Annotated in this window: 24 protein-coding genes and 1 pseudogene; 9 read left to right on the top strand and 16 right to left on the bottom strand. The window is 70.3% G+C overall.

All coding sequences use genetic code 11. The annotated features are described in order from the left end of the window. Positions 1–17: 17 nt before the first annotated feature. Positions 18–1,511, bottom strand: coding sequence for an IucA/IucC family siderophore biosynthesis protein (locus StrepF001_RS30450; protein ID WP_129801421.1), 1,494 nt, complete (start codon positions 1,509–1,511; stop codon positions 18–20). 85 nt (positions 1,512–1,596) lie between these two features. Between StrepF001_RS30450 and StrepF001_RS30445 the strand changes: the two are divergent. From StrepF001_RS30445 to StrepF001_RS30435, 3 genes and pseudogenes are all read left to right on the top strand, one after another. Next, positions 1,597–3,126, top strand: a pseudogene (locus StrepF001_RS30445) (IucA/IucC family protein). A 42-nt stretch (positions 3,127–3,168) separates the two neighbouring features. Beyond that, positions 3,169–4,083, top strand: coding sequence for a HipA family kinase (locus tag StrepF001_RS30440; RefSeq protein ID WP_129801420.1), 915 nt, complete (start codon positions 3,169–3,171; stop codon positions 4,081–4,083). Further along, complete coding sequence (locus tag StrepF001_RS30435) at positions 4,080–4,355, top strand: SelT/SelW/SelH family protein (RefSeq protein ID WP_129801419.1); 276 nt, start codon at positions 4,080–4,082, stop codon at positions 4,353–4,355. The genes StrepF001_RS30440 and StrepF001_RS30435 overlap by 4 nt, the downstream gene beginning before the upstream one ends. Positions 4,356–4,365: 10 nt before the next feature. Here the strand turns inward: StrepF001_RS30435 and aceB are convergent, their stop codons facing one another. Together aceB and StrepF001_RS30425 are read right to left on the bottom strand one after the other, a co-directional pair. Next, positions 4,366–5,991, bottom strand: coding sequence for a malate synthase A (aceB, locus tag StrepF001_RS30430; RefSeq protein WP_129801418.1), 1,626 nt, complete (start codon positions 5,989–5,991; stop codon positions 4,366–4,368). 222 nt (positions 5,992–6,213) lie between these two features. After that, positions 6,214–6,816, bottom strand: a complete 603-nt coding sequence (locus StrepF001_RS30425) for a nucleotidyltransferase family protein (protein WP_129801417.1) — start codon at positions 6,814–6,816, stop codon at positions 6,214–6,216. Positions 6,817–7,002: 186 nt separating this feature from the next. Here StrepF001_RS30425 and StrepF001_RS30420 point away from each other — a divergent pair, with 186 nt between their 5' ends. Further along, positions 7,003–7,317, top strand: coding sequence for a DUF5955 family protein (locus StrepF001_RS30420; protein WP_129801416.1), 315 nt, complete (start codon positions 7,003–7,005; stop codon positions 7,315–7,317). Positions 7,318–7,320: 3 nt separating this feature from the next. On the opposite strand, the gene StrepF001_RS30415 is transcribed toward StrepF001_RS30420, so the two are convergent. Continuing rightward, a complete protein-coding gene (locus StrepF001_RS30415) occupies positions 7,321–8,118 on the bottom strand; it encodes an IclR family transcriptional regulator (RefSeq protein WP_129801415.1) in 798 nt (265 codons plus the stop codon). Between the two features lie 259 nt (positions 8,119–8,377). On the opposite strand from StrepF001_RS30415, the gene allB reads away from it, so the two are divergent. Both allB and alc read left to right on the top strand, forming a co-directional pair. Beyond that, positions 8,378–9,712: an allantoinase AllB gene (gene allB / locus StrepF001_RS30410; RefSeq protein ID WP_129801414.1), complete on the top strand. Its 1,335-nt coding sequence runs from the start codon at positions 8,378–8,380 to the stop codon at positions 9,710–9,712. Positions 9,713–9,744: 32 nt separating this feature from the next. After that, a complete protein-coding gene (gene alc, locus StrepF001_RS30405) occupies positions 9,745–10,875 on the top strand; it encodes an allantoicase (protein WP_129801413.1) in 1,131 nt (376 codons plus the stop codon). A 51-nt stretch (positions 10,876–10,926) separates the two neighbouring features. Here alc and StrepF001_RS30400 read toward each other — a convergent pair whose 3' ends face one another. After that, positions 10,927–11,670: an SDR family oxidoreductase gene (locus tag StrepF001_RS30400; protein ID WP_129801412.1), complete on the bottom strand. Its 744-nt coding sequence runs from the start codon at positions 11,668–11,670 to the stop codon at positions 10,927–10,929. A 162-nt stretch (positions 11,671–11,832) separates the two neighbouring features. On the opposite strand from StrepF001_RS30400, the gene StrepF001_RS30395 reads away from it, so the two are divergent. After that, entirely contained in the window at positions 11,833–12,459 is a 627-nt protein-coding gene (locus tag StrepF001_RS30395) for a dihydrofolate reductase family protein (protein WP_129801411.1), read from the top strand. Between the two features lie 104 nt (positions 12,460–12,563). Here StrepF001_RS30395 and StrepF001_RS30390 read toward each other — a convergent pair whose 3' ends face one another. Then, positions 12,564–15,281, bottom strand: coding sequence for a helix-turn-helix transcriptional regulator (locus tag StrepF001_RS30390; RefSeq protein WP_129801410.1), 2,718 nt, complete (start codon positions 15,279–15,281; stop codon positions 12,564–12,566). Between the two features lie 216 nt (positions 15,282–15,497). Further along, positions 15,498–16,004 (bottom strand): SsgA family sporulation/cell division regulator, encoded by a 507-nt coding sequence (locus StrepF001_RS30385; protein WP_129801409.1) that lies wholly within the window; start codon positions 16,002–16,004, stop codon positions 15,498–15,500. A gap of 165 nt (positions 16,005–16,169) precedes the next feature. On the opposite strand from StrepF001_RS30385, the gene StrepF001_RS30380 reads away from it, so the two are divergent. Further along, positions 16,170–16,373: a hypothetical protein gene (locus StrepF001_RS30380; protein ID WP_206306988.1), complete on the top strand. Its 204-nt coding sequence runs from the start codon at positions 16,170–16,172 to the stop codon at positions 16,371–16,373. 40 nt (positions 16,374–16,413) lie between these two features. On the opposite strand, the gene StrepF001_RS30375 is transcribed toward StrepF001_RS30380, so the two are convergent. The 7 genes from StrepF001_RS30375 to StrepF001_RS45830 all read right to left on the bottom strand — a co-directional run bounded on the left by StrepF001_RS30375 (position 16,414) and on the right by StrepF001_RS45830 (position 23,001). Further along, the gene (locus StrepF001_RS30375; RefSeq protein WP_129801408.1) at positions 16,414–17,331 is read right to left on the bottom strand and encodes an RNA polymerase sigma-70 factor; all 918 of its coding nucleotides are present in this window, start codon (positions 17,329–17,331) and stop codon (positions 16,414–16,416) included. Positions 17,332–17,487: 156 nt separating this feature from the next. Next, on the bottom strand, positions 17,488–18,420 hold the full coding sequence (locus StrepF001_RS30370; protein ID WP_129801407.1) for an RNA polymerase subunit sigma: 933 nt from the start codon (positions 18,418–18,420) through the stop codon (positions 17,488–17,490). A gap of 483 nt (positions 18,421–18,903) precedes the next feature. Beyond that, a complete protein-coding gene (locus tag StrepF001_RS30365; RefSeq protein ID WP_129801406.1) occupies positions 18,904–19,401 on the bottom strand; it encodes an Ohr family peroxiredoxin in 498 nt (165 codons plus the stop codon). 290 nt (positions 19,402–19,691) lie between these two features. Further along, on the bottom strand, positions 19,692–20,588 hold the full coding sequence (locus tag StrepF001_RS30360) for an RNA polymerase sigma-70 factor (protein ID WP_129801405.1): 897 nt from the start codon (positions 20,586–20,588) through the stop codon (positions 19,692–19,694). 243 nt (positions 20,589–20,831) lie between these two features. Then, positions 20,832–21,611: a class I SAM-dependent methyltransferase gene (locus StrepF001_RS30355; protein ID WP_240797749.1), complete on the bottom strand. Its 780-nt coding sequence runs from the start codon at positions 21,609–21,611 to the stop codon at positions 20,832–20,834. A 123-nt stretch (positions 21,612–21,734) separates the two neighbouring features. After that, positions 21,735–22,478, bottom strand: a complete 744-nt coding sequence (locus tag StrepF001_RS30350) for an NAD-dependent epimerase/dehydratase family protein (protein ID WP_129801404.1) — start codon at positions 22,476–22,478, stop codon at positions 21,735–21,737. Between the two features lie 364 nt (positions 22,479–22,842). Next, the gene (locus StrepF001_RS45830) at positions 22,843–23,001 is read right to left on the bottom strand and encodes a hypothetical protein (protein ID WP_165396416.1); all 159 of its coding nucleotides are present in this window, start codon (positions 22,999–23,001) and stop codon (positions 22,843–22,845) included. A 36-nt stretch (positions 23,002–23,037) separates the two neighbouring features. Between StrepF001_RS45830 and StrepF001_RS30345 the strand changes: the two genes are divergently transcribed. Then, positions 23,038–23,262: a hypothetical protein gene (locus StrepF001_RS30345; protein ID WP_129801403.1), complete on the top strand. Its 225-nt coding sequence runs from the start codon at positions 23,038–23,040 to the stop codon at positions 23,260–23,262. A 298-nt stretch (positions 23,263–23,560) separates the two neighbouring features. On the opposite strand, the gene StrepF001_RS30340 is transcribed toward StrepF001_RS30345, so the two are convergent. Both StrepF001_RS30340 and StrepF001_RS30335 read right to left on the bottom strand, forming a co-directional pair. Further along, entirely contained in the window at positions 23,561–23,947 is a 387-nt protein-coding gene (locus StrepF001_RS30340; RefSeq protein ID WP_129801402.1) for a ribonuclease domain-containing protein, read from the bottom strand. Positions 23,948–24,063: 116 nt separating this feature from the next. Beyond that, positions 24,064–24,264, bottom strand: coding sequence for a hypothetical protein (locus StrepF001_RS30335; protein WP_129801401.1), 201 nt, complete (start codon positions 24,262–24,264; stop codon positions 24,064–24,066). Between the last annotated feature and the right edge of the window lie 126 nt (positions 24,265–24,390).

The raw sequence follows: 24,390 nt of genomic DNA, 5'->3' as shown, positions 1-24,390 counted from the left end.
CGCACCAAAACGGAAGGTCACAGAAGGGGATTGGGCAGCTCCGCCCACTGGTCCCCGGGCCGGCCCGGCGACAGCCGCATCAGCGTCAACGCCTTCGCCGGCAGGGGTTCCTCGCACAGTGCGACGAGATCCGGGGTGCGCGGCAGATCCCGTACGGCGGTCTCCAGCGCGGCCCGCAGGGCCGGCCCGGACCCCGCCGTCCCGGCCAGTGCGCCCGCCACCAGCGACCCGAACAGTTTGCGGCGCAGGGCCGGCACGTCGTCCGTGAGGATGCGGGCGGGCAGCTCCGGGACCGGGATGCCGTGCCGGGCCAGCCGGGCCGGGCTGACCCGGATGTCGGCGAGGTCGCGGTACACCAGCCGCAGCGGGGCGCCCGTCGCGGACAGCACGACCAGGAGGTTCTGGCCGTGCGCCTCCAGGGCCACGCCCAGCTCCAGCAGCCGCAGCCCGACCGTGACGGCCAGTCGGGTGAACTCGCCGAGCCAGGCGGCGGATTCCGGCAGCTCGGTGGTCGCCAGGGCGGCCACCGGCAGCACCTGCTCGCCCGGCCCGGCATACTCCTGCGGCGACTCGCGCAGGACGGCCGCGAGATCGGTTGACCCGTCCGTGACCGCGCCGAGCGTGCGGGTGACGTGCAGCAGGCCGTCCGCGTGCGCCGCCATGTCCTTGGCGAACGCGGACAGCGTCATGGAGGCGGCGATCGACCCGACCGAGATGTCCCGCACCGAGGACGTCAGGCGGGCGCTCAGCGCGGTCTTGACGTGCGGTCCGCCGTCCAGGGCGAGCGTGCGCAGCGACATCAGCGGGTGTCCGGTGAGCCGTGCCTCGCACGGCCGCTTCAGCACATGTGCCGCCTGCCACGGGTGCACCGGGACCAGCACCCGTCGCCCCTCCCGCAGGGCGTGCGGCCACTCACCGGTGACCAGGCACGCCTGAGCCGGGACCGGCACCAGACCCAGCCCCACGTGCGGCCCGTGCTCGGGCGCGTAGGCGAGCTGCTCGGCCACCGAGAAACCCGGCCGGGAACGGCAGTTGGGGTGGAACGGATGACCGTCCACCACCCGCTGCTCCCACTCCCAGTCACTCGCGGGCCACTCTTTAGGGTGCGACGGCCGCCCGGCCCGCGACAGCGCCAACGACGCGACACTGTGGTCGAGTTCGGCCACGAGGTCGGCTCCGTGCGGTACCGCGAGGTCCGTCATCAGCCGTGCCGGACGCTCGTACGTCACGTCGTCCAGCCGTACGGCGGTGACGTACGCGGCGGTCGCGTACGGATCCGGGGCCGGTCCGTGCAGCCGGCGGCCGTCCCGGAGGCGCAGGGTGAGGCCGTCCCGGTCGGGGGTGCGGTCCTCGACCCAGGTCAGCGGCTCATGGGTGAGCGCCCGCCACAGCCGGGTCAGCACGGCCGCCCGGGCGCCGGGCAGCTCGGCCGCGTACCGCGCGGCGAGGTCCGGGCGCAGGACGGACAGCTCGTCGGCGACCTCGGCCTCGGCGGTGGGGGAACGGTGCACGGGCGGGCTCCTCGAAACGGGTCGGGCGCGGACAGGGCGGTCACGGCGGGCTGTGACGACAGCGATACTGATCGTCTCCGCACATATGAACCGTAGGGAACGAGTGGAACGCGTGGACCCCATCCTCCCGCCCGTCGGCGCAGCCGCCCCAGCACGTGACGACGTCGCCGACCGGGCCGACGCGTATGCGGCGGCGCCGCTGCTCAACTGCCTGCTGCGCGAGGTGGCGCTGCCGCTTCCGGGCCGGCCGGGGGTCCACCGGCTGCCCGGCGTGGACCGGCTGCTGCGAGTGCGTGGCGGGCGGCGGCCCGTGGAACCGGAGCTGTACGCGGCCGGCCGCTGGCATCGCCTCGACCACACGGAACTCGTCAAGCTCGTGGCCGAGGAACTGCGCCGCCACACGGGTCTGCCCAACCACGAGCTGCCCGCGGAAATGCTCGACAGCCGCAACGCCCTCGCCGCCCTGCTCGCCGCCCGCGCCCGCGCCCCCCGCCCGACGACCCCTACCTGCGCTCCGAACAGTCCCTCGTCACCGGCCACCCCCACCACCCCGCCCCCAAGGCCCGCGGCGGCGGCCGGTGGCCGGCTGGCTGCCGTACGCGCCCGAGGCCCACGCCTGTTTTCCGCTGGTCCTGCTCGGGCTGCGCGAGGACACCGTCGTCGAGGAGGGCGACACCTCGGCGCTCGACGCACTCGGGCAGGCCCGCCCGGCTACCGGCTGCTGCCCGCCCACCCCTGGCAGCTCGACCTGACCGCCCGCGACCTCGCCCCGGCCTTCGCCGACGGCCGTCTGATCCGCCTCGGCACCACCGAGTGGCCCGCCTGGCCGACGGCCGCGATCCGCACGGTGTACGCCCCCGAGCGCGACCTGTTCCTGAAGTTCAGCCTCGATGTGCGGATCACCAACGACGTACGGCGGCTGTGGCGGCACGACCTGCTGAAGCTGCGCCGCATCGACACCGCGGTGACCAGGGCCTTCGCGGGCGGCCCGGCGGCCTGGCTGACCGACCGCGGCTACCGCACCGCCGGCTTCGCCTTCGAGGAACTCGCGGTCCTCGTCCGTGACGGAGTGCGCGGCCATGTCCTGCCCGGTGCGACCCCGTTCCTGGCCGCCGGGCTCGTGGAGGGCTTCGCGGGCAGCCCGCTGGACGGTCCGGTCGACCCGGCGGGCTGGTGGGAGGCGTATCTGCGCCAGGTCGTGCCCCCGGTCCTGTCGGCCTTCGCCGACCATGGCGTCGTACTGGAGGCGCACCTGCAGAACTCGCTGGTCGCCTGCGCCGCCGACGGCACCCCGGTGCAGGCGCTGTTCCGGGACGCCGAGGGCGTGAAGCTGCTGCCGGACGTGTCACGGGCAGCCGGCTGGGAGCGGCTGGTGTACTGCCTGGTCGTCAACCATCTGGTGGAGCTCGCCGAGGCCCTCGCCGAGCGTCACGCCGGCCTCGACCCGTGGCCGGCCGCCCGCCGCGAACTGTCCCGGCACGAGCTCCCGGAGGTCAGCAGCCTGCTCACCTCGCCCACGCTCCCCGCCAAGACCAACCTCCTGCTGCGCTGGACCGGCGCGGACGGCGCCGCCGCCCGCTACCGGCCGCTGCCCAACCCGCTGGTCAGCGCGTAATCACCGATCGGCACGGAAGTCACCTGCCGTACGCTGGCCGGTGTGCTGCGCGACGTGACTGCCGTTCGATACGTGACCCCGCTGAGGTCCGGCGGCTCCGTGCCCGGAGTCGTCGAGGCCGACGACCTGGGGACGTACGTCGTGAAGTTCACCGGCTCCGCACAGGGCCGCAAGGCGCTGGTCGCCGAGGTGATCGTCGGTGAACTGGCCCGCGCCCTCGGCCTGCGCTTCCCCGAACTGGTCCTGGTGCACTTCGACCCGGCCATCGCCGATCACGAGCCGCACCAGGAGGTGCGCAACCTGCACTCGGCCAGCGCCGGCGTCAACCTGGGCATGGACTACCTGCCGGGCGCGAAGGACTTCACGCCGGAGCTCGCCGGGACCTTCCCGGTCGACCCGCTGGAGGCCGGCCGGATCGTCTGGCTCGACGCGCTCACCGTGAACGTCGACCGCACGGTGCACAGCTCCAACCTGATGGTCTGGCCCACGCTCGGCATCGCACCCCCACGTCTGTGGCTGATCGACCACGGCGCCGCCCTCGTCTTCCACCACCGCTGGGACACCTCCGCGCCCGACAAGGCGTACGACTTCCGCCATCACGCCCTCGGCCACTACGGGCCCGACGTACGGGCCGCCGATGCCGAACTGGCGCCCCGGGTGACCGAGGAGCTGCTGCGCGAGGTGCTGGCGGAGGTGCCGGACGCCTGGCTGGCGGAGGAGCCCGGCTTCGCGACGCCCGACGAGGCGCGGCGCGCGTACGTCGACTACCTGCACGCGCGCGTGGCGGCGTCCGAGGCCTGGCTGCCCACGGACTTCCCCACCCGGGAGGAACTCGCCGCCGAGCAGGCGCTGCGCGCGGCGAGGACACAGCAGGGCCGCCCGAAGTGGCTCAAGCGGGTTCCCGACCTGCACGGCAAACCGGCGGCGGAACAGGATTGGTCGGTGCACCTGGGATGACCCACCGAGTCCAGATCGAGTACTGCACCCAGTGCCGGTGGCTGCCCCGCGCCGCCTGGCTGGCGCAGGAGCTGCTGACGACGTTCGAGGCCGAGCTGACCGAGCTGTCGCTGAAGCCGGGCACCGGCGGGGTCTTCGTCGTGCGGGTGAACGACGAGGTGGTGTGGGACCGCCGTGAGCAGGGCTTCCCCGAGCCGACGGCGGTCAAGCGGCTCGTACGCGACCGAGTGGCCCCGGAGAAGTCCCTGGGCCACTCGGACAAAACGGCGTGACGCGTGAGGCTCAGCCCTTGAGCTGCTCGTACGCGGGCAGCGTCAGGAAGTCCGCGTAGTCCTCGTCGAGGGAGACAGTCAGCAGCAGGTCGTGGGCCTGCTGCCAGGTGCCGGCCGCGAAGGCTTCCTCGCCGATCTCCGCGCGGATTTTCGCGAGTTCCTCGGCGGCGATCTTGCGGGCGAGGCCGGCGGTGACCTGCTCGCCGTTGTCGAGGACGACGCCCGCGTTGATCCACTGCCAGATCTGCGAGCGGGAGATCTCCGCGGTGGCCGCGTCCTCCATGAGGTTGAAGATCGCGACCGCGCCGAGGCCGCGCAGCCAGGCCTCGATGTAGCGGATGCCGACCTGCACGGCGTTGACCAGTCCCGCGTAGCTGGGCTTGGCGTCGAGGGAGTCGATGGCGATGAGGTCTTCCGCCTTGATGTCGACGTCCTCGCGCAGGCGGTCCTTCTGGTGGGGCTTGTCGCCCAGTACCCGGTCGAAGGACTCCATGGCGAGGGGGACCAGGTCGGGGTGGGCGACCCAGGAGCCGTCGAAGCCGTCGCCCGCCTCGCGGTCCTTGTCGGCGCGGACCTTCTCGAAGGCGACCTTGTTGACCTCGGGGTCCCGGCGGGACGGGATGAACGCCGCCATGCCGCCGATCGCGTGCGCACCGCGCTTGTGGCAGGTGCGGACGAGGAGTTCGGTGTACGCGCGCATGAAGGGGGCGGTCATCGTCACCGCGTTGCGGTCCGGCAGGACGAACCTGGGGCCGCCGTCCCGGAAGTTCTTGACGATGGAGAACAGGTAGTCCCAGCGGCCGGCGTTCAACCCGGAGGCGTGGTCGCGGAGTTCGTAGAGGATCTCCTCCATCTCGTACGCCGCTGTGATCGTCTCGATCAGGACGGTCGCGCGGACGGTGCCCTGGGGGATGCCGACGTAGTCCTGCGCGAAGACGAAGACGTCGTTCCAGAGGCGGGCCTCCAGGTGCGACTCCGTCTTCGGGAGGTAGAAGTACGGGCCCTTGCCGAGGTCGAGCAGGCGCTGGGCGTTGTGGAAGAAGTACAGGCCGAAGTCGACGAGGGCGCCGGGGACGGGACGGCCGTCCGGGTCGGTGAGGTGCCGCTCGTTCAGGTGCCAGCCGCGGGGCCGCATGACGACGGTCGCCAGCTCCTCATCGGCCTTGAGTGCATACGACTTGCCCGAGGCGGGGTCCGTGAAGTCGATGCTGCGGGTGTAGGCGTCGATCAGGTTGAGCTGGCCGAGGACGACGTTCTCCCAGGTCGGGGCGGATGCGTCCTCGAAGTCCGCGAGCCAGACCCTGGCGCCCGAGTTCAGGGCGTTGATGGTCATCTTGCGGTCGGTGGGGCCGGTGATCTCGACCCGGCGGTCGTTCAGCGCGGCCGGGGCGGGCGCGACGCGCCAGGTGGGGTCCTCGCGGATCTGTGCGGTCTCCGGGAGGAAGTCGAGCGTGGAGGTGCGGGCGATCTCGGCGCGGCGTTCCGCGCGGCGGGCGAGGAGTTCGTCACGCCGGGGCGTGAACCGGCGGTGCAGCTCGGCCACGAAGGCGAGCGCCGCGTCGGTGAGGACCTCCTCCTGCCGGGGCAGGGGCTCGGCGTCGACGATGGCCAGCGGAGACGGCGCTGGTGCGGACATGAGCTGTCACTTCCTTCAGCGGGCTACTTCAGCGAACCAGGTGCATCACCGCCGTGCCGTGGCACCGGGTGTCAGGGGCACGAAGGGGGGCGGTGGACGCCCGTAGAACGGGTCGGGCGCTTCTGGTCAGTGGATACTAGTTTCCTCATGGTGGAAGTTCAATGGTTTGTTGATGTCGAGATTCTCCGGATCGAGGCAAGGTGGCGCTCGGTGCCACCCCGCTCACTCAAGGTGGACCAGGTCGGCCTCGGTGTCGATGTCGAAGGCACGGGCCACGTCCCCGCACTCGACGAGCGTGATCTCCTGCTCATGGGCCTCCAGATAGGCGCGTGCCCCCCGGTCGCCGGTCGCAGTCGCGGCGATGCCCGCCCAGTGGGCGGCGCCCAGGAGGACGGGGTGACCGCGCACCCCGTCGTATGCGGCCGACACCAGCGACGACTCGCCCCGGTGGGCGGCGAGCACCCGGGCCACCGCTTCCGGGCCGATGCCGGGCTGGTCGACCAGCGAGACCAGCGCGGCCCGCGCCGTCGTCCCGGCGAGCGAGTCCAGCCCGGCGCACAGTGAGGTGCCCATGCCCTGCTCCCAGCGCGGGTTGTCCACGAGCACACAGCCGGGCAGCTCCGCCCGCTCCCGTACGGCGTCCGCGCCGGCCCCCAGGACCACATGAACGCGGGTGCACCCGGCCGCGCGCAGCACCGCCACCGCGTGTTCGACCAGCGGCCGGCCCCGGTGTTCGAGCAGTGCCTTGGGCCGTCCGCCGAGCCGGCGTCCGCCGCCCGCGGCGAGGAGCAGTCCCGCGACAGGCTGTTCGTTGCGATCCGTCATGGGTCCTGCATACCTGACCCCAGGTGGACTCGGCGGTCTCCACGGACTGAATTTCGGTCCCCGCGGTGGCGCATCCGTACCGGGTGGCGTTTACTGGCCCGCGTCCCCCGGCGCCCGACCAACGCCACGGGGCCGCACGGCGGGATCGGACATCACTGCGCACAACGGCGTGCCAGGGGGAGAGCTGTGTTGCGGAGCTTGGGGCAGAGGTCAGTGACCGGCAGCGACGAGGATCCGAGGGTGGCGGAACTGCGGACCGCCGTGTCCCGGCTGCGTCGCGAACTCGCCGCGCACCCTGCCGAGTTCCCCGACCGGGCCGTTGCCGAGGACGAGCTTGCGGCGCTCGCCGCGATGACCTCCGACGGCACCCCCGAGATCCCCCGGTTGCGCCGCTCCCTGCTGCTGATCGCCGGCGCGATCGGCTCCGTGAGCGCGCTGTCGCGAGGGCTGTCGGACGTACGCAGCGCGGTGGAGCTGTTCGGCCCGCCGCCGCGCCGCTGATCCTCACTGGGTGCCGGAACTCGCCAACGCCTGGGACAGTTCCGTCGCCACCTGCTGGAGCACCGGCACGATCCGGTCCGTGGCCGCCTCCGTCACCCGTCCCGCCGGGCCCGAGATCGAGATCGCGGCGGCGGTGGGGGAGTCGGGCACCGACACCGCCAGGCAGCGCACACCGATCTCCTGCTCGTTGTCGTCGACGGCATAACCGAGGCGGCGCACATCGTCGAGGGCGGCGAGGAAACCGTCCGGCGTGATGATCGTCTTCTCCGTCGCGGCGGGCATCCCGGTGCGCGAGAGCAGGGAGCGCACCTCGTCGTCCGGGAAGCCGGCGAGCAGCGCCTTGCCGACGCCCGTGGAGTGCGGCAGGACGCGCCGGCCGACCTCGGTGAACATGCGCATCGAGTGCTTGGACGGCACCTGGGCCACGTAGACGATCTCGTCGCCGTCGAGCAGTGCCATGTTGGCCGTCTCGCCGGTCTCCTCGACCAGTCGGGCGAGGTAGGGGCGGGCCCAGGTGCCGAGCAGCCGGGAGGCGGACTCGCCGAGGCGGATCAGCCGTGGGCCGAGCGCGTAGCGGCGGTTGGGCTGCTGGCGGACGTAACCGCACGCCACCAGGGTGCGCATCAGGCGGTGGATGGTGGGCAGCGGCAGCCCGCTGCTCGCGGAGAGCTCGCTCAGGCCGACCTCACCGCCCGCGTCCGCCATCCGCTCCAGCAGATCGAAGGCGCGCTCGAGGGACTGGACACCGCCGCCGCCTGCGGGCTTGGCGGAGTCGGTGGTGCTGGCGCTGGACGTCGGCACGGCGCGTTCCTTTCGGCACAGGCAGAACGGGCGGGAAAGGCAGCAGCCTACCCGGCAGTCGGTTGACTCCCCGCTTGTGCGTAGCTACGTTCTGCGTGTTGGAATACTAATTCCGCTTTGTGGAAACGTCCAGAGAGTGGGCGTCGGGTGCACCGTGGAGAAGTGGGCCCTTGACGGTGCGGGAACGGAGGTGAAGACTCCTTCAACAGAAAGTTGAATTCCGTTGCGCGGAAGTCAACGGCGGCAGAGAGGGGTCCGGGTGTCCGACGCTGAACTGGTGCTGCGCTCGACGCGCGTCATCACACCCGAGGGAACGCGCGCCGCGTCGGTCGCGGTCGCCGGGGGCAGGATCGCAGCCGTACTGCCGTACGACGCTCCCGTCGGGGGCGTCCGCGTGGAGGACGTCGGCGACCACGTCCTGCTGCCCGGCCTGGTCGACACCCACGTGCACGTCAACGACCCCGGCCGCACCGAGTGGGAGGGCTTCTGGACCGCCACGCGCGCAGCGGCGGCCGGCGGCATCACCACCCTCGTCGACATGCCGCTCAACTCCCTCCCGCCGACGACCACGGTCGAGAACCTCCGTACGAAACAGAAGGCCGCCGCCGACAAGGCCCACATAGACGTCGGCTTCTGGGGCGGCGCCCTGCCCGGCAACGTCAAGGACCTCCGCCCGCTGCACGACGCCGGCGTCTTCGGCTTCAAGGCCTTCCTGTCGCCGTCCGGTGTGGACGAGTTCCCCCACCTCGACCATGAGCAACTCGCCCGGTCCCTGGCCGAGATCGCCGCCTTCGACGGCCTGCTGATCGTGCACGCCGAGGACCCGCACCATCTCGCCGCCGCCCCGCAGCAGGGCGGACCGAAGTACGCCCACTTCCTCGCCTCGCGGCCCCGCGACGCCGAGGACACCGCGATCGCCCACCTCATCGCGCAGGCGGGGCGCCTCCACGCGCGCGTGCACGTGCTGCACCTCTCCTCCAGTGACGCCCTGCCGCTGATCGCCGAGGCCCGCGCCGAGGGCGTCCGGCTCACCGTCGAGACGTGTCCCCACTACCTGACCCTGACGGCCGAGGAAGTCCCGGACGGGGCCAGCGAGTTCAAGTGCTGTCCGCCCATCCGCGAGGCCGCCAACCAGGACCTGCTCTGGCAGGCGCTGGCCGACGGCACCATCGACTGCGTGGTCACCGACCACTCGCCGTCGACCGCCGACCTCAAGACCGACGACTTCGCCACCGCCTGGGGCGGCATCTCCGGCCTCCAGCTCAGCCTGGCGGCGGTGTGGACCGAGGCCCGCACACGCGGGCACACCCTGGAGGACGTCGTCCGCTGGATGTCCACGCGGACGGCGGAACTGGTCGGACTGGGGCACAAGGGCGCCATCGAGGCCGGCCGGGACGCCGACTTCGCCGTCCTCGCACCCGACGAGACCTTCACCGTGGACCCCGCGGCCCTCCAGCACCGCAACCGCGTCACGGCGTACGCCGGCAAGACCCTCAGCGGCGTCGTGAAGTCCACCTGGCTGCGCGGCGAACGCATCGTGGCGGACGGCGAGTTCACCGCACCGAAGGGGCGCCTGCTCACCCGCACCCCCTGAATCCCGACTCCCGAAAGGAAGCCCTGATCCCCGTGACGGCGCAGCATCAATTCCCTTTGGCGACCTTCACCGGCGACGCCAACCCCTACGCAGGCGGCGACCCCTACGCGGACTACCGCACCGCCGACTTCCCCTTCACCCAGTACGCCAACCTCGCCGACCGCCGACTCGGTGCCGGAGTCATCGCCGCCAACGACGAGTTCTTCGCCCAGCGCGAGAACCTGCTGGTGCCCGAGCGCGCCGAGTTCGACCCCGAGCACTTCGGGCACAAGGGCAAGATCATGGACGGCTGGGAGACCCGACGCCGCCGCGGCGTCTCCGCCGAGCACCCCTGGCCCGCGCCCGACGACCACGACTGGGCGCTGGTCCGGCTCGGCGCGCCAGGCATCGTCCGGGGCATCGTGGTCGACACGGCCCACTTCCGCGGCAACTACCCCCAGGCGGTCTCGATCGAGGGCGCCTCGGTGCCCGGCTCCCCGTCCCCGCAGGAACTGCTGGCCGACGATGTGAAGTGGACGACGCTTCTCCCGCGCACCCCGGTCGGCGGCCACGCGGCGAACGGTTTCCCCGTGTCGGTGGAGCAGCGCTTCACCCACCTGCGCGTCAATCAGCACCCCGACGGCGGAATCGCCCGCCTGCGGGTGTACGGCGAGGTGGTCCCGGACCCCGAGTGGCTGTCGGTGCTGGGCACCTTCGACGTGGTGGCCCTGGAGAACGGCGGCCAGGCCGAGGACGCCTCCAACCTGTTCTACTCGCCGGCCACCAACACCATCCAGCCGGGCCGCTCCCGCAAGATGGACGACGGCTGGGAGACGCGCCGCCGCCGCGACCGGGGCAACGACTGGATCCGCTACCGGCTCGTCGACCGGTCCCGGATCCGTGCGATCGAGATCGACACCGCGTACCTGAAGGGCAACAGCGCGGGCTGGGCGTCGGTGTCGGTACGGGACGGCGAGGACGGCGAGTGGACGCAGATCCTGCCGCGCACCCGGCTCCAGCCCGACACCAACCACCGCTTCGTCCTGCCCACGCCCGCCGTCGGCACGCACGCGCGCGTGGACATCTTCCCGGACGGAGGCATTTCCCGCCTGCGCCTGTTCGGCTCCCTGACGCAGGAGGGCGCGACGCGGCTCGCGGCCCGGTACCAGGAACTGGGCGGCTGACCTCACCCGACCCGCGGAGCGCACCGGGCCGCACCGGTGCGCCCGCGTGGCTCACGCCGCGTGCCCGCCGTCGACGCGGAACTCGGCCCCGGTGACGTACGACGCCCCCGCCAGGTGGGCGACCGTCGACGCCACCTCCTCGGCCGTCCCGAAGCGTCCCAACGCGGTCATCGCCGCCTGGCCGGCCGCGTACGGGCCGTCGGCCGGGTTCATGTCGGTGTCGATCGGTCCGGGATGGACGATGTTCGCGGTGATCCCGCGTCCGCCCAGCTCCCTCGCCAGGGCCTTCGTCAGACCGATCAGCGCCGACTTGCTGGTCGCGTAGAGCGTCCCGCCGGGTCCCGGCACCCGCTGGGTCATGCAGGTGCCGATGGTGATGATCCGTCCGCCGTCCGTCATGCGCGCCGCGGCCGCCTGGGAGGCCAGGAACACGCCGCGTACGTTCACGGACAGCACTCGGTCCACATCGGCGAGCGCGATGCTGTCCAGTGGCCCGAGCAGCCCGACGCCCACGTTGTTCACCAGTACGTCGAGGCCGCCGAGCGCCTCCGCCGTCCGCTGCACCGCTCCCGCCGCCTCGTCCGCGTCGGCGGAGTCCGCCCGCAGAGCCACGGCCCGGCGCCCCAGCGCCTCGACGGCCCGTACGACGTCGTCCGCCGCCTCCTTGCCGTTCACGTAGGTGATCGCCACATCGGCGCCCTCCCGCGCCAGCCGCACCGCCGTCGCCGCTCCGATACCGCGGCTGCCCCCGGTCACCAGGGCCACCTTGCCGTTGAGCATTCCTCGAGAAGTCATGCGTCCATTCCAGCGACGGCCCCACGAGCGTGCTGGCGGCGAACGGACACCGAGGTCGCACGGCCGGAACTTCCCACTCACCGATGAGTTGCGGGCGCCGGTGGGGTCCGACCTGATGACAGCAGGGTCCGCCCACGCAGACCCAGGAAGAAGGCACCCGTCATGGGCAAGCTCGTCCTCACCTCCTTCGTCACCCTCGACGGCGTCCACCAGGCCCCCGGCGGCCCCCAGGAAGACACCCGCGACGGCTTCGAGCAGGGCGGCTGGACCGTTCCGTACGCCGACGAGGACTTCGGCCGGTTCGTCAACGAGGTCTTCGAACGCGTCGGCGCGTTCCTCCTCGGCCGCCGTACCTACGACATCTTCGCCGCGTACTGGCCGAAGGTGACCGACCCCGACGACCCGATCGCCGCCCCGCTGAACGCCCTGCCGAAGTACGTCGCCTCCAGCACCCTCACCGACCCCGACTGGGCCGGCACGACCGTGATCGGCGGTGACCTCGCCAAGGAGGTCGCCGACCTCAAGGAGCGCACCGACGGCGAGCTTCAGGTGCACGGCAGCGGAGCGCTGGCCCGGTCGCTGCTCGCGCTCGGCCTGATCGACACGGTCCACCTGCTGACCTTCCCGGTCGTGCTCGGCGCCGGCCGCCGCCTGTTCGCGGAGGGAACCGTCCCGACCGCCTTCCGGCACACCGGCGGCCGGATCACCGCGGCAGGCGTGTCCATCCAGACGTACGACCTGGCGGGTCGCCCGGAGTACGGCTCGTACGAACTCCCGGAAAACGCCTAGTCGGACGGCAGACGCGCCGGTGCGGCGATCAACCCCGTGCGAGCCACCGCCGGACTCCACGCCCGCCCGCGGCGATCATCCGCGCCGAGCCGGACCCCGACGGCTCATTCCGCGGGTTCTTCGTGGAGGGCGGCCAGCGCGGTGGCGAGCTTGCCCCGGCTGGTGATGCCCAGGCGTGGATAGATCCGGTACAGATGGGCCCCGACGGTGCGGTGCGAGATGAACAGGCGCTGGCCGATCTCCCGGTTGCTCAGCCCCTGCGACGCCAGCACGGCTATCTGCATCTCCTGAGCCGACAACTGCTCGCTCTCGTACGGGTGACGCCGACCGCTCGACTCACCGGCGGCGCGCAGCTGCTCGAGGGCCATCTCCGCCCAGGGCTTCGCGCCGGCCCGTTCGAACTCGTCGCGGGCCAGTCGCAGCGGGTGCCGGGCGTCCACGTTGCGGCGTTGCCGGCGCAGTCGGCGGCCGTGGTGCAGATGCAGCCGGGCACGCGCCGGCGTCCAGTCCGCCGGCAGCGCGGTGAGCGCCGCGGCGTATCGCTCCTCAGCTGTGTCGTCGGGTGCCAGCACCGCGTCGGTGTAGGCCCGCGCGACCACCATCATTTCCGAGGGCAACCGGTCGGCCAGCTCCGGAAGTTCGGTGAGCAGGCCCCGGGCCTGCTCGACGGTGCCCGCGGCCACCGCTGCGTCCGCCAGGTCCGGCGCGAGCAGCCAGCGGCTCACGGAGTGGTAGTGCGGGTCGGCCGGATCGAAGGCGCGCGCGAGAATGTCGTACGCCTCGGTGGCGCGACTGTCGAAAAGAGCGAGCAGACCGTCGATCTGCTGCGCTACCACCGTGACGAACGGCATCCCGGGGAACAGGCTGTGAGTGCGCAGTTCGCGGACCATCCGCGCCGCGGCCTCGGTCTCCCCGCGCAGCACTGCCACCAGGCCGGCTGTCGCCTTCACCCCCAGCCAGACGATCTGTTCGCCGGTCTCCTCCGCCAGGGCGATCCCCTCGCCGGACTCCTCTCGAGCCCGGTCCAGCTGACCGAGGTACACCCGCGACCAGCTGCCGGCCAGAGAGCGGGCGAGCAGCCCGAGCCTGCCCTGCGACCGCCATGATGCAGCCGCCAGCGACAGGTACCGGGCGGCGTGGCTCATCTCGCCCACGACCATTGCGCCGCTGCCGAGGAAGTGCAGGATCCGGCCGTCCTGGCGGTTCGGCTCGATGCTGCGGAGCCGCGCGATCACGTCGGCCCCGTGTCGGTACGGTTCGGTGTATGCCCGCACCACCAGCACGTGGGGGGCGTTCGGATCGGGGTTCCAGCGATCGAGTTCGGCTGCGGTCTGAGCGCGCACCTGTGCGTCGCCGTCCTGGAAGAAGCATCGTGCGGCGGCCCGCCACAGCAGGTTCTCGGCGATGCCCGCGGCTCCCGCATCCATCGCTCCGCCCGCTGCGGTGACCATGTCGTGGATCCGTCGGTGCGGCTCGTCCGGTTCGAATGCGGCCCGGTCGGACACCACCATGAGGCGGGCCTGCTCCACCGGGCCGAGCACGCTCAGGTCGGCACGGTCCAGCAGCATCTGGGCGTTGAAGCGGTCGTTGATCTCGGCGGACAGCTCGGCTGCCCGGACCAGGATGCCGGTGCGGCGGCGCGCGTCCTGGACGAGCTCGGCCGCCTGGCGCAGGGCGGGGACGGCCGCCGCCACCTTGCCCCGGGCCTGCGACGCGTCGGCGAACTGCTCGAGCCGGACGGCCAGTTCCTCGTCCGGGCCGAGCGTGGCAGCTGCCTCGTGGGCGAGTTGGAGCCCGGGCGTGTCCGCCAACGCCGCTGCGAGGGCGCGGTGGGTGGCCAGCCGGTCGGCGACCGTGGCGCGGGTGTAGATCGCCGAGCGCATCAGCGGATGCCGGAACTCGGCGGTACGGCCGACCAGGGTGACCAGGCCCGCGTCGACCGCCTCCTGCAGCGAGTCCACGGAAACGGTGGAGCCGCAGAGACGACTCGACACCTCCAGCAGTCGGCTCAGCGGTGCGGTCGGCTCGGCAGCCAGGGCCAGGAGGAAGGTGCGGCACTCCAGGCTCGCAGAGTCGGTACGCGCGGCGAACGTGGCCTCCAGTCGCTGGGTCAGCGGCAGGTCGTCCCACTGCGCGGACATGCCCTGCACCGCCTTGGGCAGCTCGATCAGGGCCAGCGGATTACCTGCGGCACGCTCCAGGACGAGCGCTCGCAGCGGCGCGGCCAGGCCGGGCGCGCCGGCATCGAGCAGCTCGGCGGCCGCCGTCCGGCTGAGCGGTTCCAGATGGAGGTCCGGGTGCATGCCCGGGCTGAACTCGTCGATGGAGGGGATCCGGACGGCAGCGATGAACAGGATGGGAAGGTCGCCGGTGCGCCGGGAGACAAACCTCAGCACGTCCCGGCTGGACGAATCGAACCACTGCAGATCGTCGAGCAGCAGCAGGAGTGGCTGCTGGTCGGCTGCGTCGGCGAGCAGTTCGAGTACGGCCAGTCCGGCCCGGAATGTCTGGGGCTCGGTCTCCGTGGCGCTGAACGCGTCGGTCAGCGTCTCCCGCTGTGGGTCCGGCAGGTTCTCGATACCGTCGGCGACCGGTTGCAGCAGCAGCTGCAGTGCGGCGAACGGCAGCCACTGCTCGGTCTCCACCCCGGATGTGCGCAGCACCCTGAAACCGCTGTCGGCCGCCTCGGTGCCGACCGTGCGCAACAGAGCCGACTTTCCGACACCGGCGGTGCCGTGGACCAACAGCGCGCCGCCCTGTCCGGCCGCCGCGTCCGTCAGCAGCCTGCGCAGGCTGCGCAGCTCCTCGTCACGGCCGATCATCGTGCGCGTGCGGGTATCGCCGGGTGTCCGGTCGTCGGCACGACGGGCAGTGGGCTGAGCATGTGGAGATTCCTCCGCAACGGCTTACGCGCCACATGCTACCCGTCCGGCGACTTCTCGCCGCAGAGGGGTGTTCACCCTCGGTTTGAGTGGTGCACGACGACTCGTCGCATGGTGAGTGATCGTGCACGACACGAAGTCACGCAGATGGTCTCGTCATATTTCGTCCAGCAGCTGACTGACGGGGCTGTCGATACCCAAGTGACGTTCTTCTTCACCCAGAGGTACAACTTTCAGAGTGCGCTCGAGGAATACGTCGATCATCTTTGCCGGCGCGGCCGCAACTTCCATTTCTGCACCCGAGCGCAACGAGATGAAAACCACGCCGAAACCGTAGATTTCGGAAGGCCAGATCTGGACGTCGCCGGCACCGCTGAGCCCCTTCTGGCCGGACAGCAGGAGCTCGCGTCCAAATGTCCACTCGACGGTCATGTCGGTGTGCGCATTGAATATCACGCACACTGAATACGGATCGGTACCGTCGTAGTGGAATTCTGTTACGACCGGCAGATACTCCTGCCCTCTGAGGAGATGCACGATCGTCCGGCACGTCACAGGCTCGGGTTGATTGTCCACCCACCCCGCCCGGACAGCCTGTGGGTATCTGTGCTCCATGTGAGCAAACCCACGCTCGTCATCGGTGTCGGAGGCCTTGCCGGTCATCGATTTACCCCTTTCCACTTCCTGCCCCGAGGATTACTGATCGGTATCCGACCGGTACACCGGGTCGCTATAAGTCTGGGGGCCTGTTGAGACCTGAAGCATCAGTCAAGTGACTATGGGCGCCAGCGCGTAGCCGGAGTGCTGCCCGTGTCCGATGATCGGGGGATGCACCACCCCGAGTACTGCCACGCACTCGGCCACTTCTTCCGGGCCTACGGCGGGGAGGTGCCGCCCTGGCCGGTCCGCAGGGCCGCCATGCTGACCAGATGCGAGGTGCTGCGGCAGTTCTGCGACCGGTGGGAGCCGAACGGTCCGGGTGTGCGGCAGTGGCAGAAGCGCGCTACTGCGACAGCGGACTGGCAGGCGTAGCCCTGCATGGGTGTGAAGGTCGTGTGACCACAGCTCGTGATCAGACGCCGGGCACTGTGGTGTGGCGGGAACGCGAGTCGATGAACGCAGCGATCTTGCTCGGGTTGAACACCCACATCACCTGGTGAATGCCTTCCTGCGAGGCCGCTGTCGTCATGAAGGCCGCGGGCCTGCTGTCCCGGTAGAGCAGCACGCCGCTGCGTCCGTTGGCCTCCACGGGGCGGATGTCCACGGCCCAGAACCGCCGAGTGGCCGTCGCCAGGTTCGCCACACGTGCGCGGCCCAGAACGGGGACGCGAGCGGCGCCCCGGATGCCGTTGCCGTCGGACAGGCTGACGGCATCCGGAGTGAGGAGGGCCTCCAGTGAGGCGACATTCCCCGTCTGCGCTGCCGAGACGAAGGCTTCGAGAAGCTGTCGGTGCACCGCCGTGTCCACGGTCTCCCGCTGGTCGGCCGCGAGATGCTTGCGGGCCCGGCTCACGATCTTCCGGACGTTGACGAGACTGAGCTGGAGCATTTCCGCGATCTCGGCATAGGTGTAGTCGAACGCCTCTCGTAGAACGTATGCGGCCCGTTCCGCGGGAGTCAGCTTCTCCAGGACGAGGAGCAGAGCAAAATCCAGGGCTTCGGCCCGCTGGGCGCCCAGCTCGGGATCGGTGGTCGTGTCCACAGGTTCGGGAAGCCACGGGCCGACATAGATTTCGCGGCGCAGACGGGCCGACTGAGCCACGTTGATGGCCAGCCTGGTGGTTGTACTCGACAGAAAGGCCGCGGGGCTGACCACCACCGAGCGGTCGGTTTTCTGCCAGCGCAGCCAGACTTCCTGAACCACGTCTTCAGCCTCAACCGCACTTCCCAGCACACGGTATGCGATGCCGAAGAGCCGTGGACGGAGCTCCACGAAGACAGCAACGGCATCGTCCAGGGTGCTTCCCGCGGGGGATGGCTCGAGATCCATGATCCTGCTGTCTCCGTTCCTCCGAGTAACAGCTGTTCCGATCGCGTCCGCTTCATTGACCGGGTGGATCCCCGCTCTGTGACAGGTTTGCCGTACTGGATTGCCGCCCCGCGTCCGGTCGGCCCGTTCATGGCGGAAGCGCCGCTGCCGGTGGCCTCAGTCCTCGGGTTGCCCAGGCAAGTTGTTGTGCGGCCTCGGCGGGTCGGGAGGAGCGCTGGATTGGTTCCAGGTGCGGAGTTTGTCGGGGTTGAGGATGATCCAGACTCGGACGATGTGGAGGCCCGCGATGTCGAGGCTGATGATGGCGACGACTTGGTGGTCGTACCGTACGAGGAGGCCGGTGCGCCCGTTGACGGAGTGGGTGTCGAGGGCGGTGCGGGGATGGCAGGTGAGGAGGGTGAGCAGGCTGCGGGCGACGTGGACGTTGCCGTGGACGGGCTTGACCAGGGCCCTGACCTTGCCGCCGCCGTCGAAGAAGGCCGTGGCGTCGGGGGCGAGCAGTGAGGCCAGAAGGGCTTCGTCCTGGGTGGTGCAGGCCTGGCGGAGGGCGCGGGCCAGGGCGTCGTGCTGCTGGGGTGGGGTGGGCAGTGCGCGGCGGGCGCGCAGACTGTGGCGGGCGCGGTCGGCCGGTTCGGCACCTTCCGGTTCGCTCTGGCGCACGATGTCGGTGACCGCGCCCGGGGCCATGCCGAAGACGTCGTTGAGGACGAACGCCGCCCGTTCGGCGGGGGGCAGGGCATCCAGCGCGTCCAGCAATACCCCGCTGATCTGCTGCTCCAGCGTCCCGGGGGTTTCGGCGGCCGGCGGTGCGGCGTGGGTTGTGTGGTCCTGGCCGGTGCGGCTTGTGGTGCGGTCGGGCAGGGCCAGGCGGGCCAGGCAGATACTGCCGGCGACTTTCGCCAGCCAGGAACGCGGCGTCGTGATCCGGGCGCGTACCGGGTCGGACAGGGCGTACCAGTGCCGGTAGGTTGCGTCTATGACACTCTCGGCCTCCACCCTGTTTCCCAGCATCCAGTAGGCGACATCGAGCAGGTGCCGCCGCTCATCGAGCAGCTCGGCGAGTGGTACTGCGTCATCGCCACGGTCCATACGGCATCCTCCCTCTCCCACACCACCCACGACACAACCACCAGGGCGATCGGCCTCATCGAAGCTCGAGAGGGGCCTCAGCAGACCTGGTGCCGCGGCTCTCCTTTATTCGTCCGCTCGACAACACAGACCGGACAGACATGGATCGTGTGACATCAGACCGACCAGGACCGCGGCAGCGGCCTGCTGGGCCACGACCCCGCGCGGCACGGCCGCACCTCGCCATGGAAGTCGCGTACCCGGCGGATGCGGCAGGCGTCACGCAGTCGACACACCGTGTGCAGCTTCAGCTCGGCCACAGGTGGCCATGCAACGCAGCGTGTCACATCTTCACGATCGGCTGGTCATAAGAGGGACGGCAGTTCCCGACCCCTGTCCAGGCGTACAGCCGAATCACAACCCGGGCGCCGGCGCGTACCAGCGGCAGGGCCATGTGCTGCCGACGCGAGGTCACTTCGGCAGCACATGGCCCTGAAGTGGGGGCTAGGAAGCCAACATGATGGTTGTCGGCGTTCCCTGCCCGGCCATCTTGGCGTAGGGGCACAGTGATTCGGCCTTCTTCAGGAGGGGAGCGGCGATCTCCGAAGTGACGCCCGGCCACCTGACCACCAGGTCGACGTGCAGCAGATAGCCGCCGTCTTCCGGATCCCGCCCGAACGCCACGGTCGCCTCCACGGAGATTGCGGCAGGATCAAGTGCCTCCCGCCGCGCCACCAGACTCAGGGCCCCGTGGTAGCAGGCCGCGAAGCCGGCGGCGAACAACTGCTCGGGGTTGTTTCCCTGACCGTCCCCGCCGAGCTCGGCGGGCATGCGCAGGTCGAGGTCCAGAGCCCCGTCGGCCGACCGGGCTCTCCCTGTGGCTCGCCCGTGCGCGGTAGTGCCGCCGCTGACGGTCACGGTCGTGGAGTAGATGGGGGAGAAGGACTCCCCGTCGAAGTCCTTGTCGGTGGACAGATCGGGCAACTTGATCTGGTCGTTCACAGCATGACTCCGATGTCGTCGCGGTGCCCGCCCGGGCAGGACCTCCCCGGCCCGCACAGAGCGGGCAAGGCGGTGGAAGGGGAGGAGTCGGCCTCTGCGGGAGTTCTTGCCTGGCGCGGGGGGCAGCACACCCGTCCGCGGGCAAGGGCCACCCTGCCGCTCATGACCATCGTCATGTCGTGTGTCCTTCGAGTCTGGGAGAACCCTGGGTTCCGGGTAACCGGTAGACCGACAAGTCACCCCTCTTGTGACACGGCCAGGACCCACTCCACCGACTGCTGCGGGGGGTCTCAGGCGCTCAGGGACGCCACGTAGGGCAGCAGCTTGGCCGGATTCATCACCCACATGATCCGGTCGATCCCCTCAGCGGACGCGTCGACGGACAGCAGGGCCACGGCGTTCCCGTCGGCGGAGACAAGGACGGCCGGCCGTCCATTGGCCTCGACCCACCGAATGTCCGCCTGGGGCCAGAACCGGGGCGCGAACGCCGCGAGGTACTTGGAGACGTGCGGACGTCCGACGACCGGGATCTTCGACGCGCCGCGCATCCCGCCGCCGTCGGCCCAGCTGACGACGTCCGCGGCGAGGACGTCCTCGAGCACCGCCAGATTGCCCGTCTGCGCGGCGGTGAGGAACACCTCCAGCAGCCGTTTGTGATCAGCCGGGCTGACGCGTTCCTTGCGCTCGGAGGCCAGGCGCTTGCGTGCACGGCTCACCAGCTGGCGGGTGTTGGCCTCACTCGTTTCCAGCATGTCCGCGACCTGCTTGTAGGGGTAGTCGAAGGCCTCTCGCAGGACATAGGCCGCCCGTTCCACCGGGTTCAGCTTCTCGAGGAGGAAGAGAACCGCCAGCTCGAGCGCCTCGGCCCGTTCCGCCCCCAGCTGAGGGTCCTCAGTGGTGTCGACCGGCTCGGGAAGCCACGGCCCGATGTACGACTCCCGCCGCACCCGGGCGGACTGGGCGAAGTTGATGGCCAGCCGTGCGGTGACGGTGGTCAGGAAGGCCGCCGGCTCGAGGACGTCCGTGCGGTCCGTGTTCTGCCACCGCAGCCATGCCTCCTGGACGATGTCCTCGGCTTCCACCGCGCTGCCGAGGATGCGGTACGCGATGCCGAAGAGCTGCGGGCGCGCCGCCAGGAATTCCCTCGTCGCCTGCTCAAGGGAGTCAGCGTCATCGCCAGCGTGCACGGTCGTCCCTTCCGGCTTACTGGTCACCATGCTACAAGCCGCCGCAGCAGCGTGTGCATGCGCAGCAGCGTGTGCATGCGGCCGTGGCAGGACACACAACGATGTCAGTATTTGTGGAATTTCAGTGTTACTCATTGTGTTCCTGCGGACTGTCCGGGCACCCGTGGCTCCCGCGTCACCCATCCGGTGCCTCTCCTGTCCGACGGACGATGCCCTGGTTGCGGGCGCTGCGTGAAGGGGTGGTCACCACTGGGTGAGGGTCATCGCGAGCAGGGCCGGTTCGTCCCGTCCGGGCAGCGGAACGAACCCGTGCTCTGCCAGGTCGCCGGCGATCTCGGCGCGAGAGGCCGGCCACATCCAGAATGTCTCGGTGTACTCCTGCAGCACACCTTCCGCCCCGCGCACCCAGTAGTCGAAACGTGTGTGGATCCGGCCACCGTCGGCCGACAGCGCCATGCGTCCTCCGTACTCGTGCTGCCCGACGCGCTGACCTGGCAGGGCACGCACGGTTTCCTCATCCGGAAGGTGAGCGGGCGGGAGCTGAAGGAGCAGTGAACCGCCGGGAACGAGCGCCTGTGCGAGGGCCGGCCAAAGGGCACGCCGTGCGGCGGGTGCCAGACAGGCGATCGTGTTGTGGCAGACGGCCACGTCCGCGACCCCCTGCAGTCCCGCCTCGTCAAGCGTATGAGGGTGAACAGTGACCCGCTCCCTCAGCCTGGCGGGGAGGGAGGCGAGGCGCGTCATCAGCGGTGTGCGCATGGCGCGTGCAGGCTCGACGGCGTGCACGCCGACCCGGGATGCCAGCAGACTCATCAACGTGACACGCCCGGTGCCGGCACCGACATCCAGCACTCCGAGACGGGCGTTCGCGACATCGCGGCTGTAGAGGCGATGGACCTCTATGGCGTCCTGCCGGCCCTGCAGGATGTCGTAGAACTCGGCGCTGACCGCATAGTCGTCCCGCAGCCTGCGCACGGTAGATTCTCTGGATATAACAAGCTGCATATCAGCAAGACAGGCCATGCGGTGTATTTGTGACATCTCGCGCGGAGCCGGTTCGTGGATGCCGGTGGTCGGTGGCCGGTGCGGTACACAGTGATACGTGCGGTGACGAGTGCGGTGAAGGCGCGCATCACGCGGGGTGGGTCACCGGCGGGCGAGCCACTGGGCGAACGTTTCGTGCCCCGAGTGGGCGTCCGGCGCGGGAAGCAGTGCCCGTTCCCCGATCTCCGCACCGAAGAAGGGGGCATGCACATCTGCGACGACATCACGCATGTCACCCCGCGCGGCCAGCAGCTTCGCGGCGAGGTCGTCGAGACGGTGTTCCTCCGGGCCGGCGACCTGGAGAATGCCGGCCGGCGGCACTCCCACGGCGACATGAGCAACCGCAGCGGCGACATCGTTCGCCGACACGGGACGCAGTAGGACGGGCGCGACGTGCACACCGTCCGTATACGTGTTCATCAGCGCCGTGGTCTCGACGGATTCGAAGAACGGCGTGGCGCGCACGATCGAGGAGAAGGGAACCGGCGAACGCCGCACCTGGTCCTCCTGCAGCAGCTTCGCTCGGAAGTACCCCGACTTCAGCTGCTCGGCGCCCACGACGGACAGAACCACGTGATGCTCGACACCTGCCACCGCCGCGGCCTTTGCAAGGGTGGCCGTGGCGGTGCCGAAGAAGTCCATGCTCGCCTTCTCCGTACGTGCGGGTGCGTCGGTGACGTCCACCACGACCTCGGCGCCCCGCAGGGCCTCGGCGAGACCTTCTCCGGTGGTGATGTCGACGCCCTCCCCGCGCGATACGGACACCACCTCCATGCCGTGGTCCCGGAGCCTGGCAACAGTCCTGGAACCGATCAGCCCGGTGCCTCCCGCAACAACGACTCTCATTCGGGTCTCTTTCCGTCGGGGCCGGTGACCCCACCGGTGCCTTCATGGTGACGGGGACGGTGAAGTCAGCCGTTCACCACACTAGGACAGGAATCACACTGTTGTTGTGACACTGCTCGATGTAATCGGCCACCGTGTCACAGATCCACAGCGCACTCGGTCATCATCGGAAACCGTTATGGGGCCAAGACACGCGATCACACCGAGAGCCGAGGCCGCTGACGTGTGGGCGCCGCCACTCCCGAGCATTTCGAGGACACCCGTGAACGACAGACCCGCCCGCCGGCCGAGCAGCTCACAGGTGACCGGCAGCACGCAACGGCGACGGCAGCAAGGCCGCCTGTTCTTGGGCGTGTTGGGGGGCTCAGCCGTACTCGCCGTGGCGGCCGCCGGCCTGGCCGTCCGCCATGATGCGGAACCGGACCAGAGCGACCGCGTAGGCGTCGGTCACACCTGCCGCTCCACGCTCGGGCAGGATCTGGAGCTCTCCTGTGGAACGTACGGATTCGGAGATTTGCGCCATGTCTGCCCCACCGCAGCGGCCGGAGGCGGCCGGTGCGTGCCGACGAAGGCCGTGACGGTACGCAACACCGGTCCCTCCATGGCGTACGTGACGGTCATCAACGGGCCCAGGCAGGGCATCCGCGTCCAGGGCGGGGAACGGGAGATCACTCCCGGGCACTCGGCCACCCTGCGTCCCCGTGAAGGACAGCTGTTGTTCGACATCACCCTGCGCGGCGCAGGCGGGGACCCGAAGAGCCTGGCCGTGACCCGCGTGCAGTGAGGCCGCCGAGCCACGTTCCGACGGCGGGTCGTCGACGATCCCCTTCCCGCCCAGCAGGTGTACGGCGACGGCCTCGGCGAGAGGTGCCGGATCCGCGTTGCGGGTCACGGAGCCGGCGGCCGTCCCCGGCTCAGCCGGCCGCAGCGCCTACCGCATTGCCCAGCGGGAGAAGGCAGGACGCGCCTTGCCCCGCGTCCACAGACGAGGTGGGGGGTACGCGGGGCAAGGGGTTCTGCGGTCAGGGGCCCGGCCCTTCCGTGGCGGGTTGCACCGTTCCTCGGACTGAGTCGTGGGGGACTCAGCAGTCGTAGTCGATCAGGTCGAACGAGGCGTAGTGGTCCGCCGTGTAGTAGTCCTCCTGGTACTCCTCACCGGTGACGATGCGGCGCGCACCGCGCGTGGAGGAGCCCGGCGTGATCACGGTGTACTCGTGGTAGTAGCCGGAGGACTGACTGGGCAGGATGCCTTCCCGGTTCTGGAAGACGGTGCCGTCCTGTTCGTAGGGGAAGGGGCCGCCGGCCTCGATCAGCTCGAGGGTGTCGTACGCCTGCGAGGGCAGGTCGCTGTGGCAGATGCTGCCGACCGCGGCGGCCGCCGGCGTGGCGGTGACGGTGCCGCCCACCAACAGGGCGGACAGGAGAGCGGCTGCGGCGCCGATCCGAGTGGCGCGTGGGGGGAATCTCATGTCCCCATGGTGACGCGCGTAGAGCATGGCATGTCAATGACAACCCCGAGATTTTTCCGTCAAGTCCGATGAGTTTTCGGGAAGTTAACCTCGCGCGCCGAGGCGCTGCCCGGCCCTCAGCCGGACTTCCGGCTCTCCGCGGCGGCGAACAGGGCGAACGCCAGCACCACCAGGGCGACGCTCGCGTAGATCTCGTAACCCTCGAGGAAACCGAGCCGCTGCACGAGACCGATGTGCCAGTCGGTGAACTCGTGCAGCAGACCCATGACGCCCTGCACCAGAGCGAGGAAACCGAGGAGTTCCAGCAGCTGTTTCATGGCCACGACCCTCGCCCCGCGGACCCCCCGCGCACATCGGCCGCGGGGCGAGCCTCTCGGTCCGGAAGTCGGTGATCTCGCCCGTCCACCGCGCCGAAAGTCGTCGGTGCCGCGACTTTGGTCGAC

Source organism: Streptomyces sp. F001 (genome assembly GCF_004187715.1).
Taxonomy (GTDB): Bacteria; Actinomycetota; Actinomycetes; order Streptomycetales; family Streptomycetaceae; genus Streptomyces; species Streptomyces flavusporus.
Note: the sequence above shows the minus strand (reverse complement) of the source record. Positions and strands in the feature narration are given on the sequence as shown.

Excerpts from the sequence above, each read along its gene's own strand:
- StrepF001_RS30370 (WP_129801407.1), bottom strand. The coding sequence starts at position 18,420 with ATGGACCGTGGCGATGACGCAGTACCACTCGCCGAGCTGCTCGATGAG.
- aceB (WP_129801418.1), bottom strand. The coding sequence starts at position 5,991 with ATGTCCGCACCAGCGCCGTCTCCGCTGGCCATCGTCGACGCCGAGCCC.
- StrepF001_RS30355 (WP_240797749.1), bottom strand. The coding sequence starts at position 21,611 with ATGGCCTGTCTTGCTGATATGCAGCTTGTTATATCCAGAGAATCTACC.
- StrepF001_RS30340 (WP_129801402.1), bottom strand. The coding sequence starts at position 23,947 with ATGAGATTCCCCCCACGCGCCACTCGGATCGGCGCCGCAGCCGCTCTC.
- StrepF001_RS45830 (WP_165396416.1), bottom strand. The coding sequence starts at position 23,001 with ATGGCGCAAATCTCCGAATCCGTACGTTCCACAGGAGAGCTCCAGATC.
- StrepF001_RS30335 (WP_129801401.1), bottom strand. The coding sequence starts at position 24,264 with ATGAAACAGCTGCTGGAACTCCTCGGTTTCCTCGCTCTGGTGCAGGGC.
- StrepF001_RS30390 (WP_129801410.1), bottom strand. The coding sequence starts at position 15,281 with ATGATCGGCCGTGACGAGGAGCTGCGCAGCCTGCGCAGGCTGCTGACG.
- StrepF001_RS30375 (WP_129801408.1), bottom strand. The coding sequence starts at position 17,331 with ATGGATCTCGAGCCATCCCCCGCGGGAAGCACCCTGGACGATGCCGTT.
- StrepF001_RS30435 (WP_129801419.1), top strand. The coding sequence starts at position 4,080 with ATGACCCACCGAGTCCAGATCGAGTACTGCACCCAGTGCCGGTGGCTG.
- StrepF001_RS30350 (WP_129801404.1), bottom strand. The coding sequence starts at position 22,478 with ATGAGAGTCGTTGTTGCGGGAGGCACCGGGCTGATCGGTTCCAGGACT.
- StrepF001_RS30425 (WP_129801417.1), bottom strand. The coding sequence starts at position 6,816 with ATGACGGATCGCAACGAACAGCCTGTCGCGGGACTGCTCCTCGCCGCG.
- StrepF001_RS30400 (WP_129801412.1), bottom strand. The coding sequence starts at position 11,670 with ATGACTTCTCGAGGAATGCTCAACGGCAAGGTGGCCCTGGTGACCGGG.
- StrepF001_RS30380 (WP_206306988.1), top strand. The coding sequence starts at position 16,170 with ATGCACCACCCCGAGTACTGCCACGCACTCGGCCACTTCTTCCGGGCC.
- StrepF001_RS30385 (WP_129801409.1), bottom strand. The coding sequence starts at position 16,004 with ATGACCGGCAAGGCCTCCGACACCGATGACGAGCGTGGGTTTGCTCAC.
- StrepF001_RS30395 (WP_129801411.1), top strand. The coding sequence starts at position 11,833 with ATGGGCAAGCTCGTCCTCACCTCCTTCGTCACCCTCGACGGCGTCCAC.